Annotated in this window: 21 protein-coding genes and 1 pseudogene; 17 read left to right on the top strand and 5 right to left on the bottom strand. The window is 64.6% G+C overall.

Going from position 1 to position 24,475, the window contains the following annotated elements:
- The first annotated feature begins 44 nt into the window (after positions 1-44).
- On the top strand, positions 45-1,208 hold the full coding sequence (locus G3N95_RS37315; protein WP_205975092.1) for an AAA family ATPase: 1,164 nt from the start codon (positions 45-47) through the stop codon (positions 1,206-1,208).
- 298 nt (positions 1,209-1,506) lie between these two features.
- A complete protein-coding gene (locus G3N95_RS37320) occupies positions 1,507-2,577 on the top strand; it encodes a glycosyltransferase family 4 protein (protein ID WP_205975093.1) in 1,071 nt (356 codons plus the stop codon).
- 203 nt (positions 2,578-2,780) lie between these two features.
- Here the strand turns inward: G3N95_RS37320 and G3N95_RS37325 are convergent, their stop codons facing one another.
- The 3 genes from G3N95_RS37325 to G3N95_RS37335 form a co-directional block, all read right to left on the bottom strand.
- Positions 2,781-3,368: a YSC84-related protein gene (locus G3N95_RS37325; protein ID WP_205975094.1), complete on the bottom strand. Its 588-nt coding sequence runs from the start codon at positions 3,366-3,368 to the stop codon at positions 2,781-2,783.
- A gap of 396 nt (positions 3,369-3,764) precedes the next feature.
- Positions 3,765-4,211, bottom strand: a complete 447-nt coding sequence (locus G3N95_RS37330; RefSeq protein WP_205975095.1) for a hypothetical protein — start codon at positions 4,209-4,211, stop codon at positions 3,765-3,767.
- Between the two features lie 287 nt (positions 4,212-4,498).
- Positions 4,499-4,795: a PsiF family protein gene (locus G3N95_RS37335; RefSeq protein ID WP_205975096.1), complete on the bottom strand. Its 297-nt coding sequence runs from the start codon at positions 4,793-4,795 to the stop codon at positions 4,499-4,501.
- Positions 4,796-5,084: 289 nt separating this feature from the next.
- On the opposite strand from G3N95_RS37335, the gene G3N95_RS37340 reads away from it, so the two are divergent.
- The 3 genes and pseudogenes from G3N95_RS37340 (at position 5,085) to G3N95_RS41075 (ending at position 7,135) form a co-directional block, all read left to right on the top strand.
- Positions 5,085-5,381 (top strand): YciI-like protein, encoded by a 297-nt coding sequence (locus tag G3N95_RS37340; RefSeq protein ID WP_205975097.1) that lies wholly within the window; start codon positions 5,085-5,087, stop codon positions 5,379-5,381.
- Positions 5,382-5,929: 548 nt separating this feature from the next.
- Positions 5,930-6,148: pseudogene (locus G3N95_RS40790) on the top strand (transposase); the annotation flags it as partial.
- Positions 6,149-6,664: 516 nt separating this feature from the next.
- Positions 6,665-7,135 carry a DUF6566 family protein gene (locus G3N95_RS41075; protein WP_346778441.1) on the top strand — a complete coding sequence of 157 codons (471 nt, stop codon included), beginning with the start codon at positions 6,665-6,667 and terminating at the stop codon, positions 7,133-7,135.
- Positions 7,136-7,366: 231 nt separating this feature from the next.
- Here G3N95_RS41075 and G3N95_RS37350 read toward each other — a convergent pair whose 3' ends face one another.
- Positions 7,367-8,884, bottom strand: a complete 1,518-nt coding sequence (locus tag G3N95_RS37350) for a mannose-1-phosphate guanylyltransferase/mannose-6-phosphate isomerase (RefSeq protein ID WP_205975099.1) — start codon at positions 8,882-8,884, stop codon at positions 7,367-7,369.
- Positions 8,885-9,022: 138 nt separating this feature from the next.
- On the bottom strand, positions 9,023-9,319 hold the full coding sequence (locus G3N95_RS37355; protein ID WP_205975100.1) for a hypothetical protein: 297 nt from the start codon (positions 9,317-9,319) through the stop codon (positions 9,023-9,025).
- A gap of 152 nt (positions 9,320-9,471) precedes the next feature.
- On the opposite strand from G3N95_RS37355, the gene G3N95_RS37360 reads away from it, so the two are divergent.
- The 12 genes from G3N95_RS37360 to G3N95_RS37415 all read left to right on the top strand — a co-directional run bounded on the left by G3N95_RS37360 (position 9,472) and on the right by G3N95_RS37415 (position 24,461).
- Complete coding sequence (locus G3N95_RS37360; protein WP_205975101.1) at positions 9,472-10,869, top strand: undecaprenyl-phosphate glucose phosphotransferase; 1,398 nt, start codon at positions 9,472-9,474, stop codon at positions 10,867-10,869.
- A gap of 81 nt (positions 10,870-10,950) precedes the next feature.
- Positions 10,951-12,372, top strand: a complete 1,422-nt coding sequence (locus G3N95_RS37365) for a UDP-glucose/GDP-mannose dehydrogenase family protein (protein ID WP_205975102.1) — start codon at positions 10,951-10,953, stop codon at positions 12,370-12,372.
- Between the two features lie 37 nt (positions 12,373-12,409).
- Positions 12,410-12,871, top strand: a complete 462-nt coding sequence (locus G3N95_RS37370) for a low molecular weight phosphotyrosine protein phosphatase (protein WP_205975103.1) — start codon at positions 12,410-12,412, stop codon at positions 12,869-12,871.
- Positions 12,865-14,046, top strand: coding sequence for a polysaccharide biosynthesis/export family protein (locus G3N95_RS37375; RefSeq protein ID WP_205975104.1), 1,182 nt, complete (start codon positions 12,865-12,867; stop codon positions 14,044-14,046). The genes G3N95_RS37370 and G3N95_RS37375 overlap by 7 nt, the downstream gene beginning before the upstream one ends.
- Positions 14,047-14,237: 191 nt before the next feature.
- Positions 14,238-16,427: a polysaccharide biosynthesis tyrosine autokinase gene (locus tag G3N95_RS37380; RefSeq protein ID WP_205975126.1), complete on the top strand. Its 2,190-nt coding sequence runs from the start codon at positions 14,238-14,240 to the stop codon at positions 16,425-16,427.
- Between the two features lie 67 nt (positions 16,428-16,494).
- The gene (locus G3N95_RS37385) at positions 16,495-17,445 is read left to right on the top strand and encodes a glycosyltransferase family 2 protein (protein ID WP_205975105.1); all 951 of its coding nucleotides are present in this window, start codon (positions 16,495-16,497) and stop codon (positions 17,443-17,445) included.
- A complete protein-coding gene (locus G3N95_RS37390) occupies positions 17,442-18,602 on the top strand; it encodes a glycosyltransferase (protein ID WP_205975106.1) in 1,161 nt (386 codons plus the stop codon). The genes G3N95_RS37385 and G3N95_RS37390 overlap by 4 nt, the downstream gene beginning before the upstream one ends.
- Positions 18,603-18,605: 3 nt before the next feature.
- The gene (locus G3N95_RS37395; RefSeq protein ID WP_205975107.1) at positions 18,606-20,066 is read left to right on the top strand and encodes a glucose-6-phosphate isomerase; all 1,461 of its coding nucleotides are present in this window, start codon (positions 18,606-18,608) and stop codon (positions 20,064-20,066) included.
- On the top strand, positions 20,067-21,302 hold the full coding sequence (locus G3N95_RS37400) for a glycosyltransferase family 4 protein (RefSeq protein WP_205975108.1): 1,236 nt from the start codon (positions 20,067-20,069) through the stop codon (positions 21,300-21,302).
- A 50-nt stretch (positions 21,303-21,352) separates the two neighbouring features.
- Positions 21,353-22,513, top strand: a complete 1,161-nt coding sequence (locus G3N95_RS37405; RefSeq protein ID WP_205975109.1) for a glycosyltransferase family 4 protein — start codon at positions 21,353-21,355, stop codon at positions 22,511-22,513.
- Positions 22,514-22,797: 284 nt separating this feature from the next.
- A complete protein-coding gene (locus G3N95_RS37410) occupies positions 22,798-23,091 on the top strand; it encodes a helix-turn-helix transcriptional regulator (RefSeq protein WP_241019169.1) in 294 nt (97 codons plus the stop codon).
- Positions 23,091-24,461 carry a HipA domain-containing protein gene (locus tag G3N95_RS37415; protein ID WP_205975110.1) on the top strand — a complete coding sequence of 457 codons (1,371 nt, stop codon included), beginning with the start codon at positions 23,091-23,093 and terminating at the stop codon, positions 24,459-24,461. The genes G3N95_RS37410 and G3N95_RS37415 overlap by 1 nt, the downstream gene beginning before the upstream one ends.
- The last annotated feature ends 14 nt before the right edge of the window (positions 24,462-24,475 follow it).

Consider the following 24,475-nt stretch of genomic DNA (forward strand, 5'->3'; position numbering starts at 1 on the left):
AACGATCGCGTATTGCCTTATCCGTGCGGCCATTCGGAGCCCGGATGCTGACGACGCTCGCCGTTGCCAACTATCGCTCGTTGCGCGATCTGATCGTGCCGCTCGCGCGTCTGAACGTGATCACGGGGGCGAACGGCAGCGGCAAATCGAGCGTGTATCGCGCGTTGCGCCTGCTCGCGGTGACGGCACGTGGCGGCGTGATTCCGTCGCTCGCGCGCGAAGGCGGTCTCCAGTCGACGCTGTGGGCGGGCCCCGAGCGCTTCTCACGCGCGATGCTGGCGGGCGACGCGCCCGTGCAGGGCACGCGTCGCACGGAGCCCGTCAATCTGCGGCTCGGCTTTGCGGGCGACGAGTTCGGCTATGCGATCGATCTGGGTCTGCCCATTCCGGGCGAGACGCAGTTCGGCCTCGATCCCGTCATCAAACGCGAATGCATCTGGAGCGGACCCGTGCTGCGTCCGTCGGCGCTGCTCGTCGACCGGCATGGCCCGTCGATCCGCACGCGTGGCGACGACGGCGAATGGCAGACTATTCCGCATAGCGTCGCGAGTTTCGACAGCATGATGACGGAGTTTTCCGACCCGCGCAGCGCACCGGAAATGATCGCCGTGCGCGAGCAGATTCGTTCCTGGCGCTTCTACGATCATTTCAGAACGGACACTGAGTCCCCCGTTCGCCTGCCGCAAATCGGCACGCATACACCCGTGCTCGCCGACGACGGCGCGGATCTCGCCGCCGCGTTGCAGACGGTCCGTGAAATCGGCGACGCGGCCGCGCTCGATGCCGCCATCGACGATGCGTTTCCAGGCTCGCGCGTTTCGATCACGAATGTCGAAGGGCGCTTCGAAGTCACGATGCAGCAGCAGGGCCTGCTGCGCGCGTTGAAGGGCGCCGAATTGTCGGACGGTACGCTGCGCTACCTGTTGCTCGTGGCAGCGCTGCTCACGCCGCGTCCGCCCGCGCTGCTCGTGCTGAACGAGCCGGAGACGAGTCTGCATCCCGATCTGCTGCCCGCGCTCGCGCGCCTGATCGCGAAGGCGTCGCTGCGCTCGCAGGTGATCGTCGTGTCGCATGCGGCGCGGCTGATTGCAGCACTGGAACGCGAGGAGGGCAGCGAATCCGTGGTGCTCGAGAAGCAACTGGGCGCGACGCGCATCGCGGATGCCGACTCGCGCGATTTGCCCGCATGGAAATGGCCTGCTCGCTGAGCGCCATGTCTTGCCGCAAGTGCGCCCCGAAACGAGTGTTTCCCGACTGTAACAGCGTAATTCAATTGAAATACCTGCGGCTTTCCCGCCGATGGCGGGCAATAATCGGCATTTAGGACACGAGAGGCCCCGAGCCGGGCGCGCGCCCGCGATGCGGCATGCGGATAAACCCGATACATCGCGTGAAAGCGCATGAAATCGCCGCGCCGCGTTTGATCGGCTGCCTGCCTGCTGTCATACTCGTTCGCCACTGCTACTGCTCGCTGCAGCCGCTCTCACGCGGCGCCTGGAGACACAGATGAGAATTGCGCAGATCGCCCCCTTGACCGAATCGGTGCCGCCCAAGCTGTACGGCGGGACTGAGCGGGTCGTGTCGTACATCACCGAGGCGCTCGTCGACCTGGGTCACGAGGTGACGCTGTTCGCGAGCGGCGACTCCGTCACCAGCGCGAAGCTCGAACCCGTGTGGCCGCGCGCGCTGCGGCTCGATCCCGGCATTCGCGACCGCATCGCGCCGCACATGCTGCTGATGGAACTGGTGCGCCGTCAGGCCCACGATTTCGATGTGCTCCATTTTCACATGGACTACTACTCGTTTTCGGTCTTCAAGCGCCAGGACACGCCGTTCGTCACGACCTTGCACGGGCGTCTCGATCTACCCGAACAGCAGCCGGTGTTCGACACCTTCAACACCGCGCCCGTCATTTCGATTTCTAATTCGCAGCGTCATCCGCTGCCGCAGGCGCGCTGGCTGAGCACCGTCTATCACGGCCTGCCGGAAGCGCTGTATACGCCGCAGCCCGTCGAGCAGAAGTACCTCGCGTTTCTGGGACGCATCTCGCCGGAAAAGCGCGTCGATACGGCGATTCGCATCGCGGGCCGTTGTGGCCTGCCCATCCGCATCGCCGCGAAGGTCGATGCCGCCGACGCCGAATACTTCGAACGCGATATCAAGCCGTTGCTCGACCTGCCGTATGTCGAGTTCATCGGCGAGATCGCGGATCATCAGAAGGCGGAGTTTCTGTCGGGCGCGCATGCGCTGCTGTTTCCCATCGACTGGCCCGAGCCCTTCGGGCTCGTGATGATCGAAGCGATGGCATGCGGCACGCCCGTCATCGCGTTCAATCGGGGCGCAGTGCCCGAAGTGGTCGATGACGGCGTCTCGGGCTTCATCGTCGAGGACGAGATCGGTGCGGTCGCCGCCGTCAACCGTCTGCACAAACTGCCGCGCGCGAACGTGCGCAAGCGCTTCGAAGAGCGCTTCACGTCGCACCGCATGGCGCGACAGTATGTGGAGGCATATCAGTCGGTGATACGCGCGCAGAAACGCTCGCGTTTCAAGGTGATCGACGCGTCGTCGACCACCTGATCCGGTCGACATCACGCACGCATAAAGAAAGGGCGACGCAACCGACGGTTGCGTCGCCCTTTGTCATCATGTTCGTCGCCGGCGAAAGCGCGTGGCGCGCTCTTCGCTGGCGACCTGCCGGAACTGCGTGGCGGACTGGCATCCGCGTCCCGTAGCGCAGCGCCGCCGCGGCCCGCTCATCACGCGTGTGGGCCGCGTTGCCGTCAGATCTTGAGCTTCGATACCTTCGTGCCCGCCAGCGACACATCGGCCATCAGGCCGGCGTTCGTCAGGATGAATGCCTCGACGGGGGCGGTCGCCGTCGTCGTATCGACGACGCCGTTCGCGCCCAGCTTGACGAGCGCAACGGATGCATCGGCGCCGGCCGACCAGCCGTCCGAATTGCGGAATTTGTCGAGCGCGTCCTGGGTCATGAAGCAGAAGATGATGGCCTTCGACTGCGCGCCCGCCTGCAGGCCGAACGAGCCCGAGATCGTGCTGTAGTAGCCGACGGAAGCGCCGCCCACGCGCAATGCGCCTTCGCCGTACTGGCCGCCGACGACGAAGCCGACCTGCAGCACGGACGGGAATACGAGAATGCCGCGCGACTTGGCGACCAGCTCGCGCGAACCTTTAACGGTGGTATAGAGACGGGACATCGTGCCGTCGACGCTGGCATCGATCGACTGCCGTTTCGACATGTCCGTAGCGGCAGATTCCCCGCTGCTCTTGGTGGTGGTGCAGCCGGCCAGTGCAAGGGTTCCGAAAGCAAGCGCGGCGGTACTCTTCAACATGAAGTTTCGTCTTTGCATCGTTTTTCTCCATCGTGGTTCCGGGGTGCAGCCTCAGTTCACGCGGGTTGCCTGTTGAGTTATATCACACGAACCCGCACTGCAAGGGTTCTGGGGACACCGCGCAAACCCTTGTGCGACAAGCACTCCAGCGATCGTCAGCGATTCGTTGGGTAATTCTGGCCGGTCGGCCGCGTAGACGGGAAGGCTGTCCGAAAGCCATGCGGACCGCGTTCGTGGAGATCGGAAGGGTCGTCTGCACTGTGCTCGCCGAGCCGCGCGATGCGCCGGAAAACGAGGTCATATTTACCGGGTTTGTGTCCTGGCAGAATCGACTGTAAGCGAACGGAAAGTGTTGCAGGAAAGCCGCAGCACCGATGTGACGCCCCGCGTCTTTTCCGAACGACACGGGTTCGATCAGTGATTCGCCGGACTCTTGTTGACGGGCGGCCGCCGCAACGCGCGCCGCACGACGCCGATGACGAAGCCGATCGCGAAGATCGTCGCGGCGGGCACGACCCAGTAGCCGACGAACGCATGCCACAGATAGCTCGCCAGCGTGCTCTTGCGTACCGCGTATTCGTTGAGCGCGTCCTGCTGGCGCGGCGCATTGGCGGCCAGCACATCGGCGGGGCAGCCGGCCGCGCGCGCATCGTCGGGTGTGCCGTGGCAGCGCGCGGCGGCGCCCGCGGCGCGTTGCGCGTCGGTGAGCTGCCAGGTCGTGAGCGCGGTGTTCAGGTCGACCCGGTTATAGGCCATTTCCTCCTGAATCTCGCGCACGGCGACGATCGCCACGGGCACCGCCCAGAAGACGATCACCACCAGCCAGCGACGCAACCAGCGATTCTTGTGTCTCCCAACCATCCTTGCCTCCGTGCGATGCGCTTGCGGCATCAACGACAAGCTGGCGGCCCGTGGGACTTGTTCTGTGTGGGGTATGGGCCGTCTGTGCCGCCATCATAGAAGAAAACGGCGCGGGAAGGGCGGCGCTTGCCCACGCGAATGCACAGCTTGTGTGCGCCATGGCGCAGGCGCGTCGCATCGTGCGAAGCCAAAAAGAAAAAAGCGGCGCCCGTGATGGACGCCGCTTGCCTGTCTCGCATCGAACGGTGTCGCGCACTTCACGCGACGCCGTGCAGATGGGAATGTCCTCAGCCCTTGTTGCTCAGGCACGTCTTCATGAATGCCTTGCGATCGTCGCCTTTCTTGTCGCCGGCCTGCGTGTTGCATACCTTCATCTTGTCCTGCTGCGACATCGGTGCGGACGCAGCCATCGCCGACGAAGCCGACAGGCAGTCCTTCATGAACGCCTTGCGGTCGTCGCCTTTCTTGTCTCCGGCCTGCTTGTTGCACACGGTCATCTTCGACTGCTGGCTGTTCTCTGCAAAAGCGGGCGACGCGAGCAGACCTGTCAGGGCGAGAGCGGCGAGTGCGGCTTGGATCTTCATGGGACACTCCATCACGGTTTGTGAATGTTGTTGATTGTCGTGAGACGGGCATCGAGCCGGGCGGATCGCCTGCGCTGTGATCGGCCGTCACCATTGCGATGCATGGTGCCTGTGAAAACGATCGGGCAGGGTAAAAGGTTGACGCATGCGACGCTCGGACTGCACAGGTGTTTCCCTAAGACCGCTTCTACCTCGAATGCGCGAACCGGTATGCTTGTCTCATTCGATTGCGTCACTCGCCCGTGTCACTCAGTCATCACCTCAGTCATCACGATTCAGGAGTTTTCGAATGCACTATCTGCTGATCTACGATGTGTCGCCGGATTATCTCGAGCGTCGCCCGGAGTTTCGCGCCGCGCATCTGAAGCATGCGTGGGCCGCCGCCGATCGCGGTGAACTGCATCTCGCGGGCGCGCTTGCCGATCCCGTCGATACAGCCGTGCTGCTGTTCGAAGGCGATTCGCCCGCTGCGGCCGAGTCGTTTGCGAAAACCGATCCGTATGTGCTGAACGGACTCGTCACGCAATGGCGCGTGCGGCCGTGGACCACCGTCGTCGGCGAGCGCGCCGCGACGCCCGTGCGCTAATCCCTGCACTCGTCAATTCGCGCCATCGCGCCACTCGCGCAGCGGCAAGTATGCGTCACAAATAGAAACGCTTCTGCGCTCCGGCACTTTATGCCGCACACATCGAATCGAATGTAACCGGGGCAATCGTGTTGCGCGCGATCCACGCGAACACATCACTGTCATCGCGGCGGCGCGAGCATGGACACGCTGCATCGCGCTGTTCGCGCAGTCTCCGCCGCGCTGCAACCGACGTCAGTTCTGTGACAGCCAGGAACTAAACGATGCAGCAAAAAGGACAAGATTGTTTCTATCCGTAACACTTGTCTCAGTCATATTCAGACAAACCCTGGCGATGGTATGCTTCGTGCACAAATTCTCCCATGCACGAGTGAGACCACGTTTTGTGCGTCGTCCCGGTGAAATGCCGCACTAACGAAGTGCGCTTTCTTAATACCGGCGCAAGAACGTACAAGCATATTGTGCAACCGAGGACTCGACACGAACCGCCAAAATGAAGTTCGTGAGAGCCCAAAGCCGCAGCCAGGCCGTGCTGCGTGGAGAACAACATGTTTTTCGATGAGCTAAGCAATGACGAATGGGCGCAGGTATCCGCGCTCGTTTCCGACGAGCCAGCCGTCCGCCTGAACCGACGCGGACGGCCCCGCGCCGAACCCCGTATCGTGGCCAATGCCGTTCTGTGGATCCTGACTACTGGCGAGCCGTGGTCGAAGCTTCCCGGTCGCTATCCGTCAGGCCCTACCTGCCGGCGCCGCTTCGAGGAGTGGCAAGCCAACGGCACGCTGGCCGAAGTGATCCGTCTGTTGACGCAGAGTGGGCGCGCGTTCGCCTATATCCCTGAGCCGACGCCGCCCGCCGCGCCGAAGCCGGCGCCCGTGGTCGAAGCACCGAAGCCGCGCGATGAATTCGCGCGCGGCGTGTTCTGGAAGAGTCCGGAAACGTGGCAATCGTCCGCTCAGGAGTTGAGTGTGACGAGTGGCGCGCCGTCCGGCTGGCGTGCGCTCGCGCCGATGGCCGACATCACGCGGCAGCTTGCCGGTTCGGCTGCTGTCGAGACGGGTTTCGTCGACGCATCCCGCACGAATGCCGCCGGTGTGCCCGATGCCGCCGCTGTCCTCGATGTCGCGCGTCGTATCGAGCTGCAAACCAGCGTGCAGGCGGACATGCAGGCGTTCGCGCCCGACACCGCGATCGTGCCGAGCGAACTGCTCGACGAGCAGGCGTATGCCGACGATGCATCGGCAGACAATGCGCTCGCGAGCAGCGAGCACACGCCGCTGTGGATGAGTCTCACGGCACCGCGCGGCCTGCAGGTTGCCGACCGGCAGGGCTATGTGATCTATGTAGCGGCGGAGCAGGTGCCCAACGACAAGTACCGCGCATGGGCCGAGATCATGAAGGACGGCAAGCGTGTCGAGCGCTCGGGCCTGATCGGTCCGCGTTTCTCGGATGCCGACGCGGCGCACCGTTTCGCGCTCGACTGGGCGCGTCAATGGATCGACCGCGAATGCCGCACGCTTGAGGCGGGTGCAGGCCTGCACCCGCCGAAGGTCGCCGTGCGTCCCGTCACGCGGGCGATGCCGGAACTCACGCCGACGCCCGCGCTCGCCGCGGCGAACGTGACGCCCGCCGCATCGGGCAATCCGCATCTGAATGCGCGCCTGATGCCGCTGCGCCGCTATCCGTCCGACACCGTCAAGGACAAGACGGGCGAACGCTTTCCGTTGATATCGACGCTTTCCCACGCGGGATGATGACGATGGCGTGAACACGCCATCGTTTGACGCTGCGCTGGAACCGGTTGCTGAAGTTGGCTCGCGCGGTTGGCTTGCGCGTCGTTGATGAGCCGCGCTGTTCCGCCACTCAGTAAGCCACTCAACATCCGTTCAATTTCGAAGTGCCCGCATCACGCGCTTCGCTTGCGCATTCAGTCTCACGACATGAAGAAGCGGTGACGGGCTGCAAACCCGTCACCGCGCCGTGCGTCATTGGCGTCCGTACGTGTCGTCGAAGCGCACGATGTCGTCTTCGCCGAGATACGAGCCCGATTGCACCTCGATGATCTCGAGCGGCATCTTGCCGGGATTTTCGAGCCGGTGCTTGATGCCGAGCGGGATGTACGCCGACTCGTTTTCGGACACGATAAAGCGCTCTTCGCCGCGCGTGACGAGCGCCGTGCCGCGCACGACGATCCAGTGTTCCGCGCGATGGTGATGCATCTGCAGCGACAACTGCGCGCCCGGCTTCACGACGATACGCTTCACCTGGAAGCGTTCGCCCATGTCGACGGAATCATAGTGACCCCACGGCCGGTGCACCTTGCGATGGTTCACGGCTTCCGTGCCTTGCTTCTCGCGGATCCGGCCGACCACTTTCTTCACGTCCTGCACGCGGCTCTTGTCGGCGACGAGAATCGCGTCATCGGTTTCGACGACGACGAGATCCTGCGTGCCCACGCAAGCGATCAGCCGTCCTTCCGAATGCGCGAACGTCGATCCCGCGCCTTCGAACATCACATTGCCGCGGCCGACGTTCTGGTCGCCGTCTTTCGGCAGGATGTCCCAGATCGCGTCCCACGAACCGACATCGGACCACCCGGCATCGAGCGGCACGACGACGCCCGAGCACATCGACGTGTCGTTGCCGAGCTTCTCCATCACCGCGTAGTCGATCGAATTCGACGGACAGGCGCCGAACGCGTCGCGCTGCACGCGAAAGAATTCGCCGTCGGTCGCGCCTTGCGCATGCGCGGCTTCGCAGGCTTCGGCAATCGCGGGCTGGAAGTGGCGCACGGCCTTGAGCCACGTCGACGCGCGCAGAATGAAGATGCCGCTGTTCCACCAGTACTCTTTCGACTCGACATAGTGCTGCGCGAGTTCGAAGTGCGGCTTCTCGACGAAGCGATCCAGCTGATGCGCGCCGATAGCGCCTTCGTCCGCGGGCAGCCGTGCGCCGATGCGAATGTAGCCATAACCCGTTTCCGCGCGCGACGGCACGATGCCCATCGTCACGATGTGGCCGTTCGCCGCGTGCCGTACGCCGGCGGCAACGGCGGCGTGAAAACCTTCGCTATCCGTGACGGCGTGATCGGCGGGCATCACGACCATGATGCCGTCCTCGTCCTGCGCGAGCACCGAGAGCGCTGCGATCGTCAGTGCCGGTGCCGTGTCGCGTGCGTACGGTTCGAGAATCAGACGGCTCTGCACGCCGCTTACGCGCAGCTGCTCGGCTGTCGTGAAGCGATGCTCTTCGTTGCAGACGACCACGAGCTGTTCGGCGACGGGATGGCCGGCATCGAGTCCATCGAGGCGGCGGGTCGTCGATTGCAGCAGCGAGTCTTCGCCGAGCAGACCGATCAGCTGCTTCGGATGCTGTTCGCGCGACATCGGCCACAGGCGCGTGCCTGAGCCGCCGGCAAGGATCACGGGATGAACCTTGAGCTTGACGTTGAGGCGGGATGGATTCGCCTGTCGATTCTCGACGGCTGACGCCGTAGCAGTCATGGTGATAACTCCTCGAAGCGGGATGAATGGCTCCGTTTTTATCACGTCGTAATGCGTCAATAAATCGACATTGAATTTCTATTGAATAATTACGATGGAAAATAGCAGTCCGGCATTGACCAATATTTTCGCAATGCTTTAATAATTAAAAATAAATGGAATAAAAATTGACATGACACACTCGCGCGACGCGCTATCGAAGCGATAACGGGCGCATGCGTCGGCGCATCTGGCACTGCAAACGGGAGATTGCGCCGCAAGGAAGGGCGAGACGGCGCGAAATGCGGTGCCATTCCGCAAAACCCGGCAAAACTTACCGAATAAAAGCAGAAAAAATACAGCAATTTCTGCCGATACATTTTGAGATTTTTTGCAGCCTTGTCGGCGGAATTTTAATACCGCTTTATTGAGGCTTGTAGAAGGGTATTCACTCATCGGCGTGTTTCGATCCGATAAGCAATTAACGGCGTATGGAATTCGCCGACCCAATGCGCCGATTGCATTCGAATACGAATGCGGCGGCATCCAGTCTCAAACGGACGCGAATAGAACTTGATTGAACTGACAGACAAGGCGAGGTGCAGCAGATGCTGAGCGTTCTATCGAGAATCATCGACATCGGCATGGTCGCGCTCGGCGCGCTGATTGCGGCCGCTGTGCATGCGGAGGGCTTCGTGTGGCTCGACGACATGCAAAGCGTGTCGCTCGCGTTCGACTGCCTGCTCGTGATCCTGTTCTTTCCGGCGCTCGGCGTCTATCAGTCGTGGCGCGGCAAGCCGCTGTACGACCTGCTGTGGCGCGTGACGATGGGCTGGATCATGGTCGAGGTGACGGGCATCCTGATGAGCTTCAGCCTGCACCGCGCGGACCTGCTGTCGCGCCTGTGGCTCGCGTATTGGGCGGTTGCCACCGTCGTGCTGCTGATCGTCACGAAGGCGGGCGTGCATGCCGTGCTGCGCGGCCTGCGCCGCGAGGGCTACAACCAGAAGAAGGTGGCCATCGTCGGCGGCGCGCCGTACGGCAAGTTCCTGATCGAGCAGATGCGCGGCCGCCCGGAAGCGGGCTTCAGTCCCGTACTCGTCTATGACGAAGACGATTCCCGCAGCCACTACGAAGACACCGACGGACCGGAAGCGATCGAAGGCGTGCCCGTGCAGCGCGACTACGCGGCGATGATCGACGAGATGCGCCGCCGCTCGGTGCGCGAGTTGTGGATGGCGCTGCCGATGTCGAAAGAGAAGATCATTCATCGCTTCGTCATGGAGTTCCGCAACGACTTCGTGAACATCCGCTTCATTCCGGATGTGCGCAGCCTGACGCTCTTCAGCCAGCCGATGGTCGATCTGCTCGGCGTGCCCGCGATCAACCTCGCCGCGTCGCCCATTACCGATCTGCGCGTGCTGCCCAAGCGCGTGTTCGACCGCCTGTTCGCGCTCGCCGCGCTGACGATGCTCGCGCCCGTGATGCTCGCGATCGCAGCGGCCGTGAAGCTGTCTTCGCCGGGACCCGTGTTCTTCCGCCAGCGACGCAAGGGCATCGACGGACGCGAGTTCGAGATCTTCAAGTTCCGCTCGATGAAGGTCCACAAGGAAGAGGCGGGCCGCATCACCCAGGCTACGCGCCGCGATCCGCGCATCACGCCCGTCGGCGCCTTCCTGCGCCGCACGAGCCTCGACGAACTGCCGCAGTTCATCAACGTGCTGCGCGGCGAAATGTCGGTGGTCGGACCGCGCCCGCATGCGCTCGAACACGACGACATCTACAAGGATCTGGTGAAGGGCTATATGCACCGCTACCGGATCAAGCCCGGCATCACCGGCTGGGCGCAGATCAACGGCTATCGCGGCGAAACCGACCGCATCGAAAAGATGATGGGCCGCGTGAAGCTCGATCTGTACTACATGCAGCACTGGAGCTTCTGGCTCGACCTGAAGATCGTCGGCCTGACGTTCTGGAAGGGCTTCGTGGGCAGCAACGCGTACTGAACGCCGCGCGCCACGCACGACACAGCGGGAACGCCGGCCGTTCCGCATTCACTGAACCATTCAATCTCCGAGGTGTAATTCATGAACCTGACGATCGTTGGAACCGGATACGTAGGCCTCGTGACGGGCGCCTGTCTGGCGGACATCGGGCACGACGTATTCTGCCTCGACGTCGATCAGCGCAAGATCGACGTGCTGAACAACGGCGGCGTGCCGATCCACGAGCCGGGTCTGCTGGAAATCATCGCGCGCAACCGCAAGGCGGGACGCCTGAAGTTTTCGACCGATATCGAGGCGGCCGTCGCGCACGGCGACATCCAGTTCATCGCCGTCGGCACGCCGCCCGACGAGGACGGCTCGGCCGACCTGCAATACGTGCTGGCCGCCGCGCGCAACATCGGCCGTCACATGAAGGGCTTCAAGGTGATCGTCGACAAGTCGACCGTGCCTGTCGGCACCGCGCGCCGCGTCGCGCAGGCCGTGCAGGACGAACTCGATCAGCGCGGCCTGCAGCAGATGTTCTCGGTCGTGTCGAATCCCGAGTTCCTGAAAGAGGGCGCCGCCGTCGAAGACTTCACGCGCCCGGACCGCATCATCCTCGGCTGTGACGACGACGTGCCCGGCGAAAAGGCGCGCGAGCTGATGAAGCGTCTCTATGCGCCGTTCAACCGCAATCGCGAGCGCACGCTGTACATGGACGTGCGCTCCGCCGAATTCACGAAGTACGCGGCCAACGCGATGCTCGCCACGCGCATCTCGTTCATGAACGATCTCGCGAATCTCGCGGACCGCGTCGGCGCCGATATCGAAGCGGTACGCCGCGGCATGGGCTCGGACCCGCGCATCGGCTACGACTTCCTGTATGCGGGCTGCGGCTATGGCGGCTCGTGCTTCCCGAAGGACGTGCAGGCACTGATCCGCACGGGCAGCGAGATGGGCCACAGCCTGCGTATTCTCGAAGCCGTCGAGGCCGTCAACGAGACGCAGAAGAAGATCGTCGCGCAGAAGATCGTCGCGCACATGGGCGAGGACCTGTCGGACCGCACGTTCGCTGTATGGGGCCTCGCGTTCAAGCCGAACACCGACGACATGCGCGAAGCGCCGAGCCGTGCGCTGATCGCCGAACTGCTTTCGCGCGGCGCGAAGGTCGTGGCCTATGACCCCGTCGCGATCGACGAATCGAAGCGCGTGTTCGCACTCGACCTGCAAGGCAAGCCGCAGCAACTGGCGCGTCTGACGTTCGCCGACGAAGAGATGCAGGCGGCCACCGGCGCCGACGCGCTCGTGATCCTCACCGAATGGAAGGTCTTCAAGAGCCCGGACTTCGACAGCCTCAAGGCGCAATTGAAGACGCCGCTGATCTTCGACGGCCGCAACCTGTACGAGCCGGAGGCGATGCGCGAACTCGGCATCGAGTATCACGCGATCGGCCGTCAGGCCGCGCAGCCGCAACGCACGTCGCACGACGCCGCTGCGTCGCGGGCGACGGCCGCCGCGCTGTAACGCTGCAAGACCTCATCGACCTGTACGGAGGCCGCCCATGTTCGCGAACGTGCTGATCGTCTGTCATGCCAACGTGTGCCGCTCGCCCGCCGCCGAGTGGCTGTTCCGCTCGCGGCAGCACGGACGCGGCGCGCAGTCCATCGCGTTTCGCTCGGCGGGTCTGCGCGCGATCGACGGACATGGCATGGACCCCGTGATGCGGCGTCTGCTCGAAGAACGCGGCGTCGATGGCGGCACGGCCGGCACGCATCGCTCGCGGCGGCTCGACCGCCGCAGCGTGCGCGATGCCGACCTGATCCTCGTCACCGAACAGCGGCAAGTGAAAGACGTGGAAGACCTCGAACCCACTTCGCGCGGCAAGGTGTATGCGCTCGGCAAGTGGGAAGCGTGCGGCAGCGCCGACGTCGTCGATCCGCACGGACGCGACGAAGCCGTGTATCGCGACAGCCTCGCGCACATCGAACACCTCGTCATGGGATGGCTGAACAAAATATGCTGAAACGACACATCACGATATCTCTTGTGCTGACGACTTTTCTGTCGGCATGCGCCACCGCGCCGGGGAATTACCTCGACACGTCGCGCCTGAAGGAAGACCAGCAGAACAAGCCTGCTGAGACGTACCCGGTCACGCTGATCGATGCCTCGGTGATCCAGAAGCAGCAGGCGCAAACGGCGGACGCGATCGCGCATCAGGTGCTGCCGCCGCCGGGTCCGTTCGCCGATCCGACGCAGTACGTCTATCGCATCGCGCCGCAGGACATTCTCGGCATCACCGTGTGGGACCACCCGGAACTGACGACGCCGAACGGCAGCACGCTGTCGGCGGGCGGCAACACCACGCAGTCGATCGGCGGCGCGTTGCAACAGCCGTACACCCAGGCGCTGCCGGGCCAGGCCGATCCCTACGGGCAGACGGTCGCGCCCGACGGCACGATCTATTTCCCGTTCGTCGGCCGGATCCGCGCATCGGGCCGCACGACCGCGCAGATCCGCGACGAGCTGGGCAAGAAGCTCGTGCCGTACATCCGCGATCCGCAGGTCGACGTGCGCGTGCTGTCGTACCGCAGCCAGAAGGTGCAGGTGACGGGCGACGTGAAGACGCCGGGCCCGCTCGCGCTCTCCGATGTGCCGCTCACGCTGGTCGACGCGATCACCCGCTCGGGCGGCTCGACCGACAACGCCGATCTGCAGCGCGTGCGTCTCACGCGCAAGGGCAAGCTCTACGTGCTCGACGCGAACCGCATGCTCGACAAGGGCGACGCCACGCAGAACGTGATGCTCGAACCGGGCGACATCGTCAACGTGCCGGACCGCAGCGACACGCGCATCTTCGTGATGGGCGAAGTGAAGACGCCGATCCCCGTGCCGATGAACAAGGGCGAGCTGACCATCGCCGATGCGCTCACGCAGGCGGGCGGCATTCTCGACACCGACGCGAACCCGCGCCAGATCTACGTGATGCGCGGCATGAAGGACAAGCCGACCACACCCGACGTGTATCGCCTCGACATGACGCAGCCCGACGCAATCATGCTGTCGTCGCAGTTCGAGCTGCAGCCGATGGACGTGGTGTACGTGGGCACGGCCGCCTCGACGACCTTCAACCGCGTGCTGCAGCAGGTGCTGCCGACGGTGCAGACGCTGTTCTATCTGAAGCAGCTGACGCGCTGATGTCTTCATCGACGTCTGCATCGGCATCCCGTTGCAGACGCGTTGCCTGAACCGCTGCCCGCATGCCGGCGCTTCGCATCCCGAACCAGACGGATGCAACGCGCCGGATGCAGGCGGCGACCCGACCCGGGTCAACCCTGAGCACTCAAGCGAGTATCCAAGTGAGCACTCAAGCCAATCCCCAGCTGGCCATGCAGGCCAGAACCGAAGAAGAGGACGTGGTCCTCGGCCAACTGCTGCAGGTGATCATCGACGACATCTGGTGGCTGATCGGCATCGCCGCGACCATCGTCGCGATGGCCGGCTTTTACTGCTATGTCGCGAAGCCCGTGTATTCGGCCGATGCGCACGTGCGCGTGGAGGCGTCGGACAACACGTCGCAGGCGCTCACCCAGACGCAAACGGGCGCGACGATCACGGGGCAGAACACGATCCCCACCGACGCCGAGATCGAAATGATCAAGAGCCGGGGCGTCGTCGCACCCGTGGTTCAGCAGATGAAGCTGAACTTCTCGGTGACGCCGAAGACGCTCCCCATTCTCGGCAGCCTCGCCGCGCGCCTCGCGACGCCGGGCCAGCCTGCCAAACCGTGGCTCGGCCTCGGCTCGTATGCGTGGGGCGGCGAAGTCGCCGACGTCGATTCGATCGACGTGACGCCCACGCTCGAAGGACAGAAGCTGATCCTCACCGCGATGGACAACGGCCGCTATACGCTGATGACGCCCGACGGCCAGTTGCTGTTGCGCGGCCAGGCCGGCGAGCCCGCGCAGGGCGGCGGCGTCACGCTGTTCGTCAAGCAGTTGGTGGCGCGCCCGGGCACGCAGTTCACCGTGATGCGCGCGAACGATCTGGACGCGATCGCCGCGTTCCAGTCCGCGATCAACGTGCAGGAGCAGGGCAAGCAGACGGGCGTGATCTCGATCTCGCTGGAAGACCAGAGCCCCGAGCACGCGGCTGCCGTCGCCAATGCGCTCGCGCAGTCGTATCTGCTCGAACACATTCGCACCAAGCAGGCCGACGCGAGCCGCATGCTCGACTTCCTGAAGAGCGAAGAGCCGCGCCTGAAGTCCGATCTCGAACGCGCGGAAGCGGCGCTCACGGCGTATCAGAGCAAGAGCGGCTCGATCAACGCGAGCGACGAAGCGAAGGTCTACCTGGAAGGCAGCGTGCAGTACGAGCAGCAGATCTCCGCCTTGCGTCTGCAGATTTCGCAGCTCGAACAGCGCTACGGCGACGATCACCCGATGATCAAGGCCGCGCAGGAACAGATGACCGAACTGCAGGCGCAGCGCAGCAAATACGCGGACCGTTTCCGCGATCTGCCCGCGACGGAAGTGAAGGCCGTGCAACTGCAGCGCGACGCGAAGGTCGCGGAAGACATCTACGTGCTGCTGCTCAACCGCGTGCAGGAACTGTCGGTGCAGAAGGCGGGCACGGGCGGCAACGTGCATATCGTCGACGCGGCGCTGCGTCCCGGTTCGCCCATCAAGCCGAAGAAGATGCTGATCCTGTCGGCGGCGACGATACTCGGGCTGATCGTCGGCACGGGCTTCGTGTTCATGCGCCGCAATATGTTCAAGGGCATCGACGATCCGGAAACGGTCGAGCGCACGTTCCATCTGCCCGTGTACGGTCTCGTGCCGCTGTCGGCGGAACAGGCGCTGCTCGAAAACGCCGCGGTGCGCGGCGGCACGCGCCAGCGTGCGGTGCTCGCGAACGCCAAGCCGAAGGACGTGTGCATCGAAAGCCTGCGCAGCCTGCGCACATCGATGCAGTTCACGCTGCAGGACGCGCGCAATCGCATCGTGATGTTCACGGGCCCGCTGCCGGGCGTCGGCAAGAGCTTCCTGACGATCAACCTCGGCGTGCTGCTCGCGCATTCGGGCAAGCGCGTGCTGATGATCGACGGCGACATGCGGCGCGGCGCGCTCGAAAAGCATCTCGGCGGCTCGCCGGACAACGGTCTGTCGGAACTGCTGAGCGGGCAGATTTCGCTGGAAGACGCGGTGCGCGCAACGGAGATCGACAACCTGTCGTTCATCTCGTGCGGCCGCCGCCCGCCGAATCCGTCGGAGCTGCTGATGTCGCCGCGTCTCCCGCTGTACCTCGAAGGGCTGGGCAAGCGCTACGACGTGATCCTGATCGATACGCCGCCCGTGCTGGCCGTGACCGACGCGTCGATCATCGGCGGCTATGCGGGCTCGACCTTCTTCGTCGTGCGCTCGGGCATGCACAGCGAAGGCGAGATCGCCGATGCATTGAAGCGTCTGCATTCGGCGGGCGTGCACGTGCAGGGCGCGATCTTCAACGCGATGCCGCCGCGCGCGCGCGGCAACTACGACCGCAGCTACGCGGCCGTGCAGGAATACCTGAGCACCTGATGCGCGCAGCGCGCCTTGCCGGTGCGGCAGGGCGCATGCGCCGTCGACAAGCCACGGAGAGTACAGGATGAAGATAACGGTACTGGTGCCGACGTATCGCCGGCCGAAAGACCTCGCGCGCTGCCTCGCGGCCTTGCAGAAACAGGAGCGCGTACCCGACGAAGTCGTGGTGGTCGCGCGTCCCGACGACGAAGCGACGCACGCGTGCCTCGCCGATCCCCTCGTGGTCGGCGCATTGCCGCTGAACATCGCGCCCGTCGAGTTGCCGGGCCAGGTGGCCGCGCTCAACTGCGGCCTCGATGCCGCGACGGGCGACGTGATCGCGATCACCGACGACGACGCCGCGCCGCACGCCGACTGGGTGCGCCGCATCGGCGCGGCCTTCGAAGGCGACGCACGGCTGGGCGCACTGGGCGGACGCGACTGGGTTCATCAGAAGGGCGGCGTGCTCGACGGTTCGCGCTTCCTGGTCGGCAAGATGATGCGCTCGGGCAAGATCATCGGCAATCATCATCTGGGCGTGGGCGAAGCGCGCGAAGTCGATCTGCTCAAAGGCGCCAACATGAGCTACCGGCGCGACGCGATCCGCTCGATCCGTTTCGATGGCCGCCTGCGTGGCGCGGGCGCGCAGGTGCACAACGACATGGCGTTCAGCATGAGCGTGAAGAACGCGGGCTGGAAGCTGGTCTACGATCCGCGCGTCGCCGTCGATCATTTCCCCGCCGAGCGTTTCGACGACGACCGACGCGACGCGCAGTCGATGACGGCCGTGCGCAACGCCGCGTACAACCTGCATCTGATCCTGCGCGAGCAGTTGCCGCCCGCGCAGCGCGAAGTCGCATGGTGGTGGTATGCGCTCGTCGGCACGCGCGTGTATCCGGGCGCTGTGCACGCCGCGCTCGCGCTGACCTCGAAAGGCGCGCGCACCAAGCTCGCGCGCTGGCACGCCGTGCGCACGGGCGCGCGTGAAGCGCGCCGCGCGTATGCCGCGCATCGCGGCGCGGGGGTGCACGCATGACGACGAAGGTCCACGTGCATCTGTTTTACGGCGCCGATCCGCGCTTCTATCGCAAGGGCGAGGACATCGGCTGCCTGTACGGCTATCACCATGCCGAGTCGGACGAATTCAAGCTCAGCTATTCGCAGGACGTGCCGGAAAGCAAGCCGGTGCGCCTCGTGCGCCGCGCGCTGAAGACGATGCTCGGCTTCGATCTGATCCACACGCTGCGCAACCGCGACGAGATGCTGCGCTCCGACGTGATCTGGACGCACACCGAACACGAATGGCTGTCCGCCGCGCTGATGCTGCTGATGAACGGCAAGCGCCATGACGAAACCCGGCGGCCGCTGCTGGTCGCGCAAAGCGTGTGGCTGATCGACAAGTGGCAGGAGTATGGCGTGTTGCGTCGCTGGTTCTATCGCAAGCTGATCGGCCGTGCCGATCTGCTGACGACGCTCGCGCGCGACAACGCCGAACTGTGCCGCGACTACTTCGATCGCGACGCCACGCAATTGTTCTACGGACTGAACACGCGCGACTTCCCGGTGCAGCAGCCCAAACAATGGCAGCCCGGCACGCCGTTGCGCATCGCGGCCATCGGCAACGATCGCGACCGCGACTGGGAAACGCTGATCAAGGCGGTCGGCAACGATCCGCGCTTTGCGGTGCGGCTCGCGACGCGGCGGCGCATTCCGCGTTCGCTGCATTCGCTGAACGTGCAGGTCGCGCCCGCTGCGGGACTCAAGAAGCAGCGCGAGTTGTACGACTGGGCCGACGTGATCGTCGTGCCGCTGCGGCCGAACACGCATGCGTCGGGTATCACGGTAATGCTCGAGGCGGCCGCCGTCGGCAAGCCGATGGTCGTGACGAACGTGGGCGGGCTGCAGGATTATTTTTCGGCTCGCGCGGCGGCGTACGTGCCGCCGTTCGATGCCGACGCGCTGCGCACTGCGCTGCTGGGCCTGATGACGTCGCCGGGCGACGCGCTGCAACAGGCGCAGGCGGCCGCGACGGAACTCCTGACACGCGATCACACGACGCAGCACTACGCGCAACAGCACGTGAAGATCACGCGCGATCTGCTGCGCCGGCGCGGTCAGACGGTGCCGCACGGCAAGCGCGAACGCGAGCATCAGGCGGACGCCGTGCCGTCGCAGAGCCGGGGAGGGATGTAAGCGATGTCGTCGATTGCACGAGCGGGCATGGAGGACGCGGCGCGCGCGGTCAGGCGCGAGCGTCGCGACTGGCTGCCGCCTGCGTTGCTGTGGCTCGTCACGGCGATGCTGATCGTCGCGCACCAGGGCACGGTGCTCACGCTCGCGTTCCCGGTGCTGTCGATCGCCGTTGGTTTCTGGCTGTACTTCAAGGCGCCCGCGAAGTACGTCGGCTACATGTGGTGGCTGTGGTTCCTGAGCCCCGAAGTGCGGCGGCTCGCCGACTGGTCGAAAGGCGCGTTCACGCCGACCAGCCTGATCCAGGTCGCACCGCTCGCCGTCACGATGATCAGCGGACTCTCGCTGATCCGCTTCTACCCCGTGCTCGCGCAACGACGCGGCTTGCCCGTGCTGCTGGTGCTCGGCGGGCTCGCGTATGCGTTCATGATCGGCGTGGTGTCGGCCGGGCCGCTCGCGGCGCTGTACGACCTCGCCAACTGGGTCTATCCAATCCTGATCGGCTTTCACATCATGGCGCACTCGCGCCAGTACCCGGAATTCCGCGAGACCATCGTCAACACGTTCATCTGGGGCATGCTGCTGATGGGCGGCTACGGTCTCGTGCAGTTTTTCATCATGCCGCAGTGGGACGCGCTGTGGATGCTCGGCTCGCAGATGAACTCGCAGGGCGACCCCGTGCCGTTCGGCGTGCGCGTGTTCAGCACGATGAATTCGTCGGGCCCGTTCGCGCTCGCGATGATGGGCGCGATGGTCTACGTGATGGCCGCGAACCATCGCGTGCGCTGGGTGGCGGGCGCGTTCGGCTTCCTGTCGTTCTGCCTGTCGCTGGTGCGCTCGACGTGGGGCGGCTGGGTGATCGCGATGCTGATCCAGCTCGTGAAGTCGGACAACAAGGTGCGTATCCGCATCGTCGCGAGCGCGGTGCTGCTGACGGGCCTGTGTGTGCCGCTGCTCGCCGTCGGTCCCGTCGCCGAGCGGATGCAGGCGCGCCTCGACACGATCGTCAATCTGCACGACGACCAGAGCTACGCCGCGCGCAACGAGTTCTACGCGACCTTCGCGAAGACCGCGTTCACCGACGTCACGGGCGAAGGGCTGGGCGCGACGGGCACCTCGACCAAGCTCTCGAACGACGGCGGCCAGCTCGGCCAGTACGGCAACTTCGACAGCGGCGTGATGAACATTCCGTTCGTGCTCGGCTGGCCGGGGACGCTGCTGTACATGTCGGGCGTGATCTGGCTGCTGATGCGCGCGCTGCGCGCGTCGTTCAGGCTGCGCGACGACAAGTTCGCGTCGGCGTCGCTGTCGCTCGCGCTCGCGATCTTCGCGATGCTGGTGTTCACCAATTCGCTCGTCGGCACGGGCGGCCTGCTGCTGTTCATGGGCGTGTTTTCGATTCTTTCCGCGGCGCATTATCAGAAGCTGAACCGGCGCCGCCCATCATTCTTTCAGGGAGGCCACTGAGTGAGAGTCGCCATCGTCACGCACGTGGTGCGTCATAACGACGGGCAGGGCCGCGTCAATCACGAGATCGCGCGCGCGGCGCTCGACGAGAACATCGAGATCACGCTGGTTGCCTCGCATGTCGCGCCCGAGTTGCTGCAGCATCCCCTCGTGAAGTGGGTGCCCGTGAAGATCGGCCGCTTCTGGCCGACCAATCTGCTGCGCCAGCAGGTGTTCGCGCTCAAGAGCGCGTGGTGGCTGCGCATGCATCGACGCGAATACGACGTCCTGCACGTGAACGGCTTCATCACGTGGATGCCCGCTGACGTCAACACCGCGCACTTCGTGCATACCGGCTGGTTCAAGAGCAAGTACTACCCGTTCGGCCTCGGCAAGGGGCTGTGGTCCGCGTATCAGTTCGTCTATACGCGCGCCAATGCCGTGCTCGAAGGCTGGGCCTACCGGCGCTCGCGCGTGATCACGGCGGTGTCGCAGAAGGTCGCGGCGGAAATCGCCGCGATCGGGCTCACGCCGCGCAACCGGCTCGACGTGATCTACAACGGCGTCGATACGCAGGGCTTCGCCGCTGCCGAAGGCGACCGCTCGCGCTTCAAGCTGCCCGAGGACAAGTTCCTGCTGCTGTTCGTCGGCGATCTGCGCACGCCGCGCAAGAACCTCGGCACGGTGCTGAAGGCGCTCACGCATCTGCCCGAGCGCGTGCATCTCGCGGTGGCGGGTTATCTGCCCGGCAGTCCGTACCCCGAGGAAGCGAAGGCGCTCGGCATCGCGCACCGCGTGCATTTTCTGGGGCTCGTGAAAGAGATGCCCGTGCTGATGCATTCCGTCGATGCCTACGTGTTTCCGTCGCGCTACGAGGCGATGAGCCTGTCGCTGCTCGAAGCGATGGCGGCGGGCCTGCCCGTCGTGACCGCACATACGGCGGGCGGGGCGGAGATCATCACGCCCGAGTGCGGCATCGTGCTCGACGATCCTGACGATCCCACAGCGCTCGCCCAGGCCGTCGGCAAGCTCGCGTCGAACGACGACGAACGTCTCGCGATGGGCCGCGCGGCCAACGAACTCGCGACGGGCTTCGGCTGGGCGCGCATGGCGCAGCAGTACATCGCGCTGTATCGACAGATCGCGGGGCGGCGCGAAGACCGCCGCCGCGCGACAACCCTCAACCGCAACGACGCCGACGCCGAAGCGCTGCCGGCGAACGTGCTCGCAGGACCGCAAGGCGCGGACCGCGCCTGATGCGCATGACGCGCTCGCGCACATCGACAACGACAAGGAAGGCACACACCATGACCACTCGTTCCATCAAATCGCTGCAAATCGGCATGCACTGGTTTCCCGAGCGCGCGGGCGGTCTCGACCGCATGTACTACTCGCTGATCGGCGCGCTGCCCGGCGCGGGCGTCGAAGTGCGCGGCGTCGTCGCGGGCTCTGAGCGCGTCGCGCAGGACACCAACGGCGCGATCAACGGCTTCGGCTCGGCGGCGCAATCGCTGCCGCTGCGCCTGATGGCCGCGCGCCGCGCGCTGCGCCGCGAGATCCGCGAGCAGCGCCCGGACGTGATCTCGTCGCACTTCGCGCTGTACACGTTTCCGGGCCTCGACGTGACGCGCGGCATTCCGCAGGTTTCGCATTTCCAGGGACCGTGGGCCGACGAGAGCCACGTCGAAGGCGCCGATTCGCTCGGCCAGCGCGCGAAGCGCTATCTAGAGCAGGCGGTGTATGCGCGCTCGTCGCGACTGATCGTGCTGTCCGATGCGTTCGGCCGGATTCTCACGTCGCGTTACGGCATTCCCGCCGACCGCGTGCGCGTCGTTCCCGGCTGCGTGAACGTCGACCAGTTCAATCTGCCTCTCACGCAAAACGAAGCGCGCCTGCGCCTGCAACTGCCGCTCGGCAGGCCGATCGTGCTGGCCGTGCGGCGTCTGGTGCGGCGCATGGGTCTCGAAGATCTGATCGACGCAGTGAAGATTGTCAAGCGCCGCCAGCCGGACGTGCTGCTGCTGATCGCCGGCAAGGGCCGCTTGCAGCAAGAGTTGCAGCAACGTATCGACGATGCGGACCTGGGCGACAACGTGAAGCTGCTGGGCTTCGTGCCCGACGAGCATCTGGCGTCGCTGTATCGCGCGGCCGATATCAGCGTCGTGCCGACGGTGGCGCTCGAAGGCTTTGGCCTGATCACCGTCGAATCGCTGGCTTCGGGCACACCCGTGCTGGTGACGCCCGTGGGCGGTCTGCCCGAAGCGGTGGCGGGGCTGTCGCAGGATCTCGTGCTGCCGTCGACGGGCGCGGACGCGATCGCCGATGGACTCGCCAAGGCGTTCGACGGCTCGATCAGGCTGCCGGATGCGGATGCGTGCCGCGCGTACGCTCGCGCGAACTTCGACAACCCCGTGATCGCGAAGCGGGTCGCGGCCGTGTACAACGAGGCGATCCAGGCGGCGGCATAGCGCGCAAGCCGCTTCGATGACCAGGTGAAACAACGGAAAGGGACGGCTACGCCGTCCTTCTTCTTTTTCTACGGTGGTTCGCCCTGGGACGTCGCAAGAAGGCGTCACATCTCTATAATTCCTATATTTCAGGAATTATCAATCTGAAACAAGAGCAACAAGGATAATTCCTGAATTATAGGAATTATTGACATTCGTTGCGACCTGGCCCAATAATTCCGATATTCTCGCCATTATCCATCTGCCGACTCGGCAGGCAGATTTATTCCTGGAATTGCGGAACTATGGCTCGCACCTTACCCCGACCGACGACGGTCACTCCATTGGCCCGGGACATGGCCGCGCTGGGCCGTCTAGTGCGCAACCGGCGCGCGCAAAGCGCGCTGCGCATCGACGACGCGGCCGACATGCTCGGCGTCTCCAAAGACGTGCTGTCGCGCCTCGAAAACGGCCGCTCCGTGAGTCTCGACAAGGTGTTCAAGGTGCTGGACGGTCTCGGCCTGAACCTGCTGGTCTTCACGAACCAGCAGACCAGCGCGGTGCTCGATGCCGTCGAACCGACGCCGGAGCAGCCCTGATGCCGCATACCCTTCATGTCACGACGCACGAAGGCGCCGTTGGCCGGCTGGACTTCGACGCGAGACAAAGTCTTTATCGTTTCGCGTACGACGGAACCTGGACGGCGCGCCGGAATGCGTTTCCGTTGTCACCGCATATTCCGCTGTCGGGAGAAGAGCCGGCTGGCGGCGCCGTGCATCGCTTCATCGCGAATCTACTGCCGGAGGGGCGGGCGCTCGACGTCGCGTCCGTCGTCTATCAGGTGTCGAAGGACAACACCTATGGCCTGATTCGCATGCTCGGCAAGGAGCCCGTCGGCGCATTGAGCTTTCTGGCGACGGACGAAGCGGGCCAGCCCGTCGAGGTCGAGCACGTCAGGCCCAATGACCCGCCGCCTGCACGCAGAGAAATCTCACTCGACGAACTGAGCCAACGCATCCGCGAGCGCGACGCGATTCCGTTCCCTGTGTGGGACGGCAAGGTGCGTCTATCGGTGGCGGGCTATCAGGACAAGCTGCAGGTGCTGCTGGAGGGCGAACGCATCGCGCTCGCCGACGGGCCGTTGAGTTCGACACACATCCTCAAGCCGGAATCGCGCAGTCCCGTGACGCCGTGCATGGTCGCCAACGAGCATTACTGCATGACGCTCGCATCGCGCATGGGCTTGCAGGCGGCACCCGTCGCGATCCGGCGCATTCCCGAACCGATCCTGCTGATCCAGCGGTTCGATCGCAGTGTCGTGCTCGATGCGTCAGACGGCCAGTCGGTCGAAGCCGTGCAACGCCGCCATGTGATCGACGGCTGCCAGGCGCTGGACTTGCCCGTGTCGTTCAAATACGAGCGGAATTTCGGCAATACGCTGGACGTGCGCAATATCCGCGAGGGCGTCAGCTTCGAGAAGCTGTTTTCGCTCCAGCGGCATCTGGACAACCCGGCTGCGGCGCGCACCTTCATGATCCGCTGGGCGCTGTTTCAACTGCTGATCGGCAACAGCGACGCGCACGGCAAGAACCTGTCGTTCTTCGTGCATGGCGGCGGCCTCGATCCCGCGCCGATGTACGACCTCGTTTCCGTCAATGCATACGGAGAGCAGGTCGAGCAGGACATGGCGATGGGTTACGGCGATGCGTTCCGCCTCGAAGAGATCACGCCGTTTGCGCTCGCGGATTTCGCGCAGCGTACGGGTACGGCGCCGCGCTTCCTGGCGCGGGAGATGACGCGCCTGGCGCAGGCCGCGAAGGCGCTCGCGCCTGGGCTGGCAAGCTCGGACCTCTACATCGGCGACGAGCGTGCGCTGGTGCAGACCGTATCGGCGTTCATCGGCGCGCAGGCCGATCGTCTGCTGCAGTTCGCGCCGATGGTGCCGCAGATCGACCGCAAGCTGCTCTAGCGGTCCGGCAAAAA

Source organism: Paraburkholderia sp. Tr-20389 (assembly GCF_017104565.1).
GTDB lineage: Bacteria > Pseudomonadota > Gammaproteobacteria > Burkholderiales > Burkholderiaceae > Paraburkholderia.

Coding starts and splice junctions, on each gene's coding strand:
- G3N95_RS37385 (WP_205975105.1), top strand. CDS start 16,495: ATGAAGATAACGGTACTGGTGCCGACGTATCGCCGGCCGAAAGACCTC.
- G3N95_RS37390 (WP_205975106.1), top strand. CDS start 17,442: ATGACGACGAAGGTCCACGTGCATCTGTTTTACGGCGCCGATCCGCGC.
- G3N95_RS37410 (WP_241019169.1), top strand. CDS start 22,798: ATGGCTCGCACCTTACCCCGACCGACGACGGTCACTCCATTGGCCCGG.
- G3N95_RS37315 (WP_205975092.1), top strand. CDS start 45: ATGCTGACGACGCTCGCCGTTGCCAACTATCGCTCGTTGCGCGATCTG.
- G3N95_RS37350 (WP_205975099.1), bottom strand. CDS start 8,884: ATGACTGCTACGGCGTCAGCCGTCGAGAATCGACAGGCGAATCCATCC.
- G3N95_RS37355 (WP_205975100.1), bottom strand. CDS start 9,319: ATGAGTGAATACCCTTCTACAAGCCTCAATAAAGCGGTATTAAAATTC.
- G3N95_RS37360 (WP_205975101.1), top strand. CDS start 9,472: ATGCTGAGCGTTCTATCGAGAATCATCGACATCGGCATGGTCGCGCTC.
- G3N95_RS37325 (WP_205975094.1), bottom strand. CDS start 3,368: ATGCAAAGACGAAACTTCATGTTGAAGAGTACCGCCGCGCTTGCTTTC.
- G3N95_RS37320 (WP_205975093.1), top strand. CDS start 1,507: ATGAGAATTGCGCAGATCGCCCCCTTGACCGAATCGGTGCCGCCCAAG.
- G3N95_RS37405 (WP_205975109.1), top strand. CDS start 21,353: ATGACCACTCGTTCCATCAAATCGCTGCAAATCGGCATGCACTGGTTT.
- G3N95_RS37335 (WP_205975096.1), bottom strand. CDS start 4,795: ATGAAGATCCAAGCCGCACTCGCCGCTCTCGCCCTGACAGGTCTGCTC.
- G3N95_RS37380 (WP_205975126.1), top strand. CDS start 14,238: ATGCAGGCCAGAACCGAAGAAGAGGACGTGGTCCTCGGCCAACTGCTG.
- G3N95_RS37415 (WP_205975110.1), top strand. CDS start 23,091: ATGCCGCATACCCTTCATGTCACGACGCACGAAGGCGCCGTTGGCCGG.
- G3N95_RS37370 (WP_205975103.1), top strand. CDS start 12,410: ATGTTCGCGAACGTGCTGATCGTCTGTCATGCCAACGTGTGCCGCTCG.
- G3N95_RS37365 (WP_205975102.1), top strand. CDS start 10,951: ATGAACCTGACGATCGTTGGAACCGGATACGTAGGCCTCGTGACGGGC.
- G3N95_RS41075 (WP_346778441.1), top strand. CDS start 6,665: ATGAGTCTCACGGCACCGCGCGGCCTGCAGGTTGCCGACCGGCAGGGC.
- G3N95_RS37375 (WP_205975104.1), top strand. CDS start 12,865: ATGCTGAAACGACACATCACGATATCTCTTGTGCTGACGACTTTTCTG.
- G3N95_RS37330 (WP_205975095.1), bottom strand. CDS start 4,211: ATGGTTGGGAGACACAAGAATCGCTGGTTGCGTCGCTGGCTGGTGGTG.
- G3N95_RS37340 (WP_205975097.1), top strand. CDS start 5,085: ATGCACTATCTGCTGATCTACGATGTGTCGCCGGATTATCTCGAGCGT.
- G3N95_RS37395 (WP_205975107.1), top strand. CDS start 18,606: ATGTCGTCGATTGCACGAGCGGGCATGGAGGACGCGGCGCGCGCGGTC.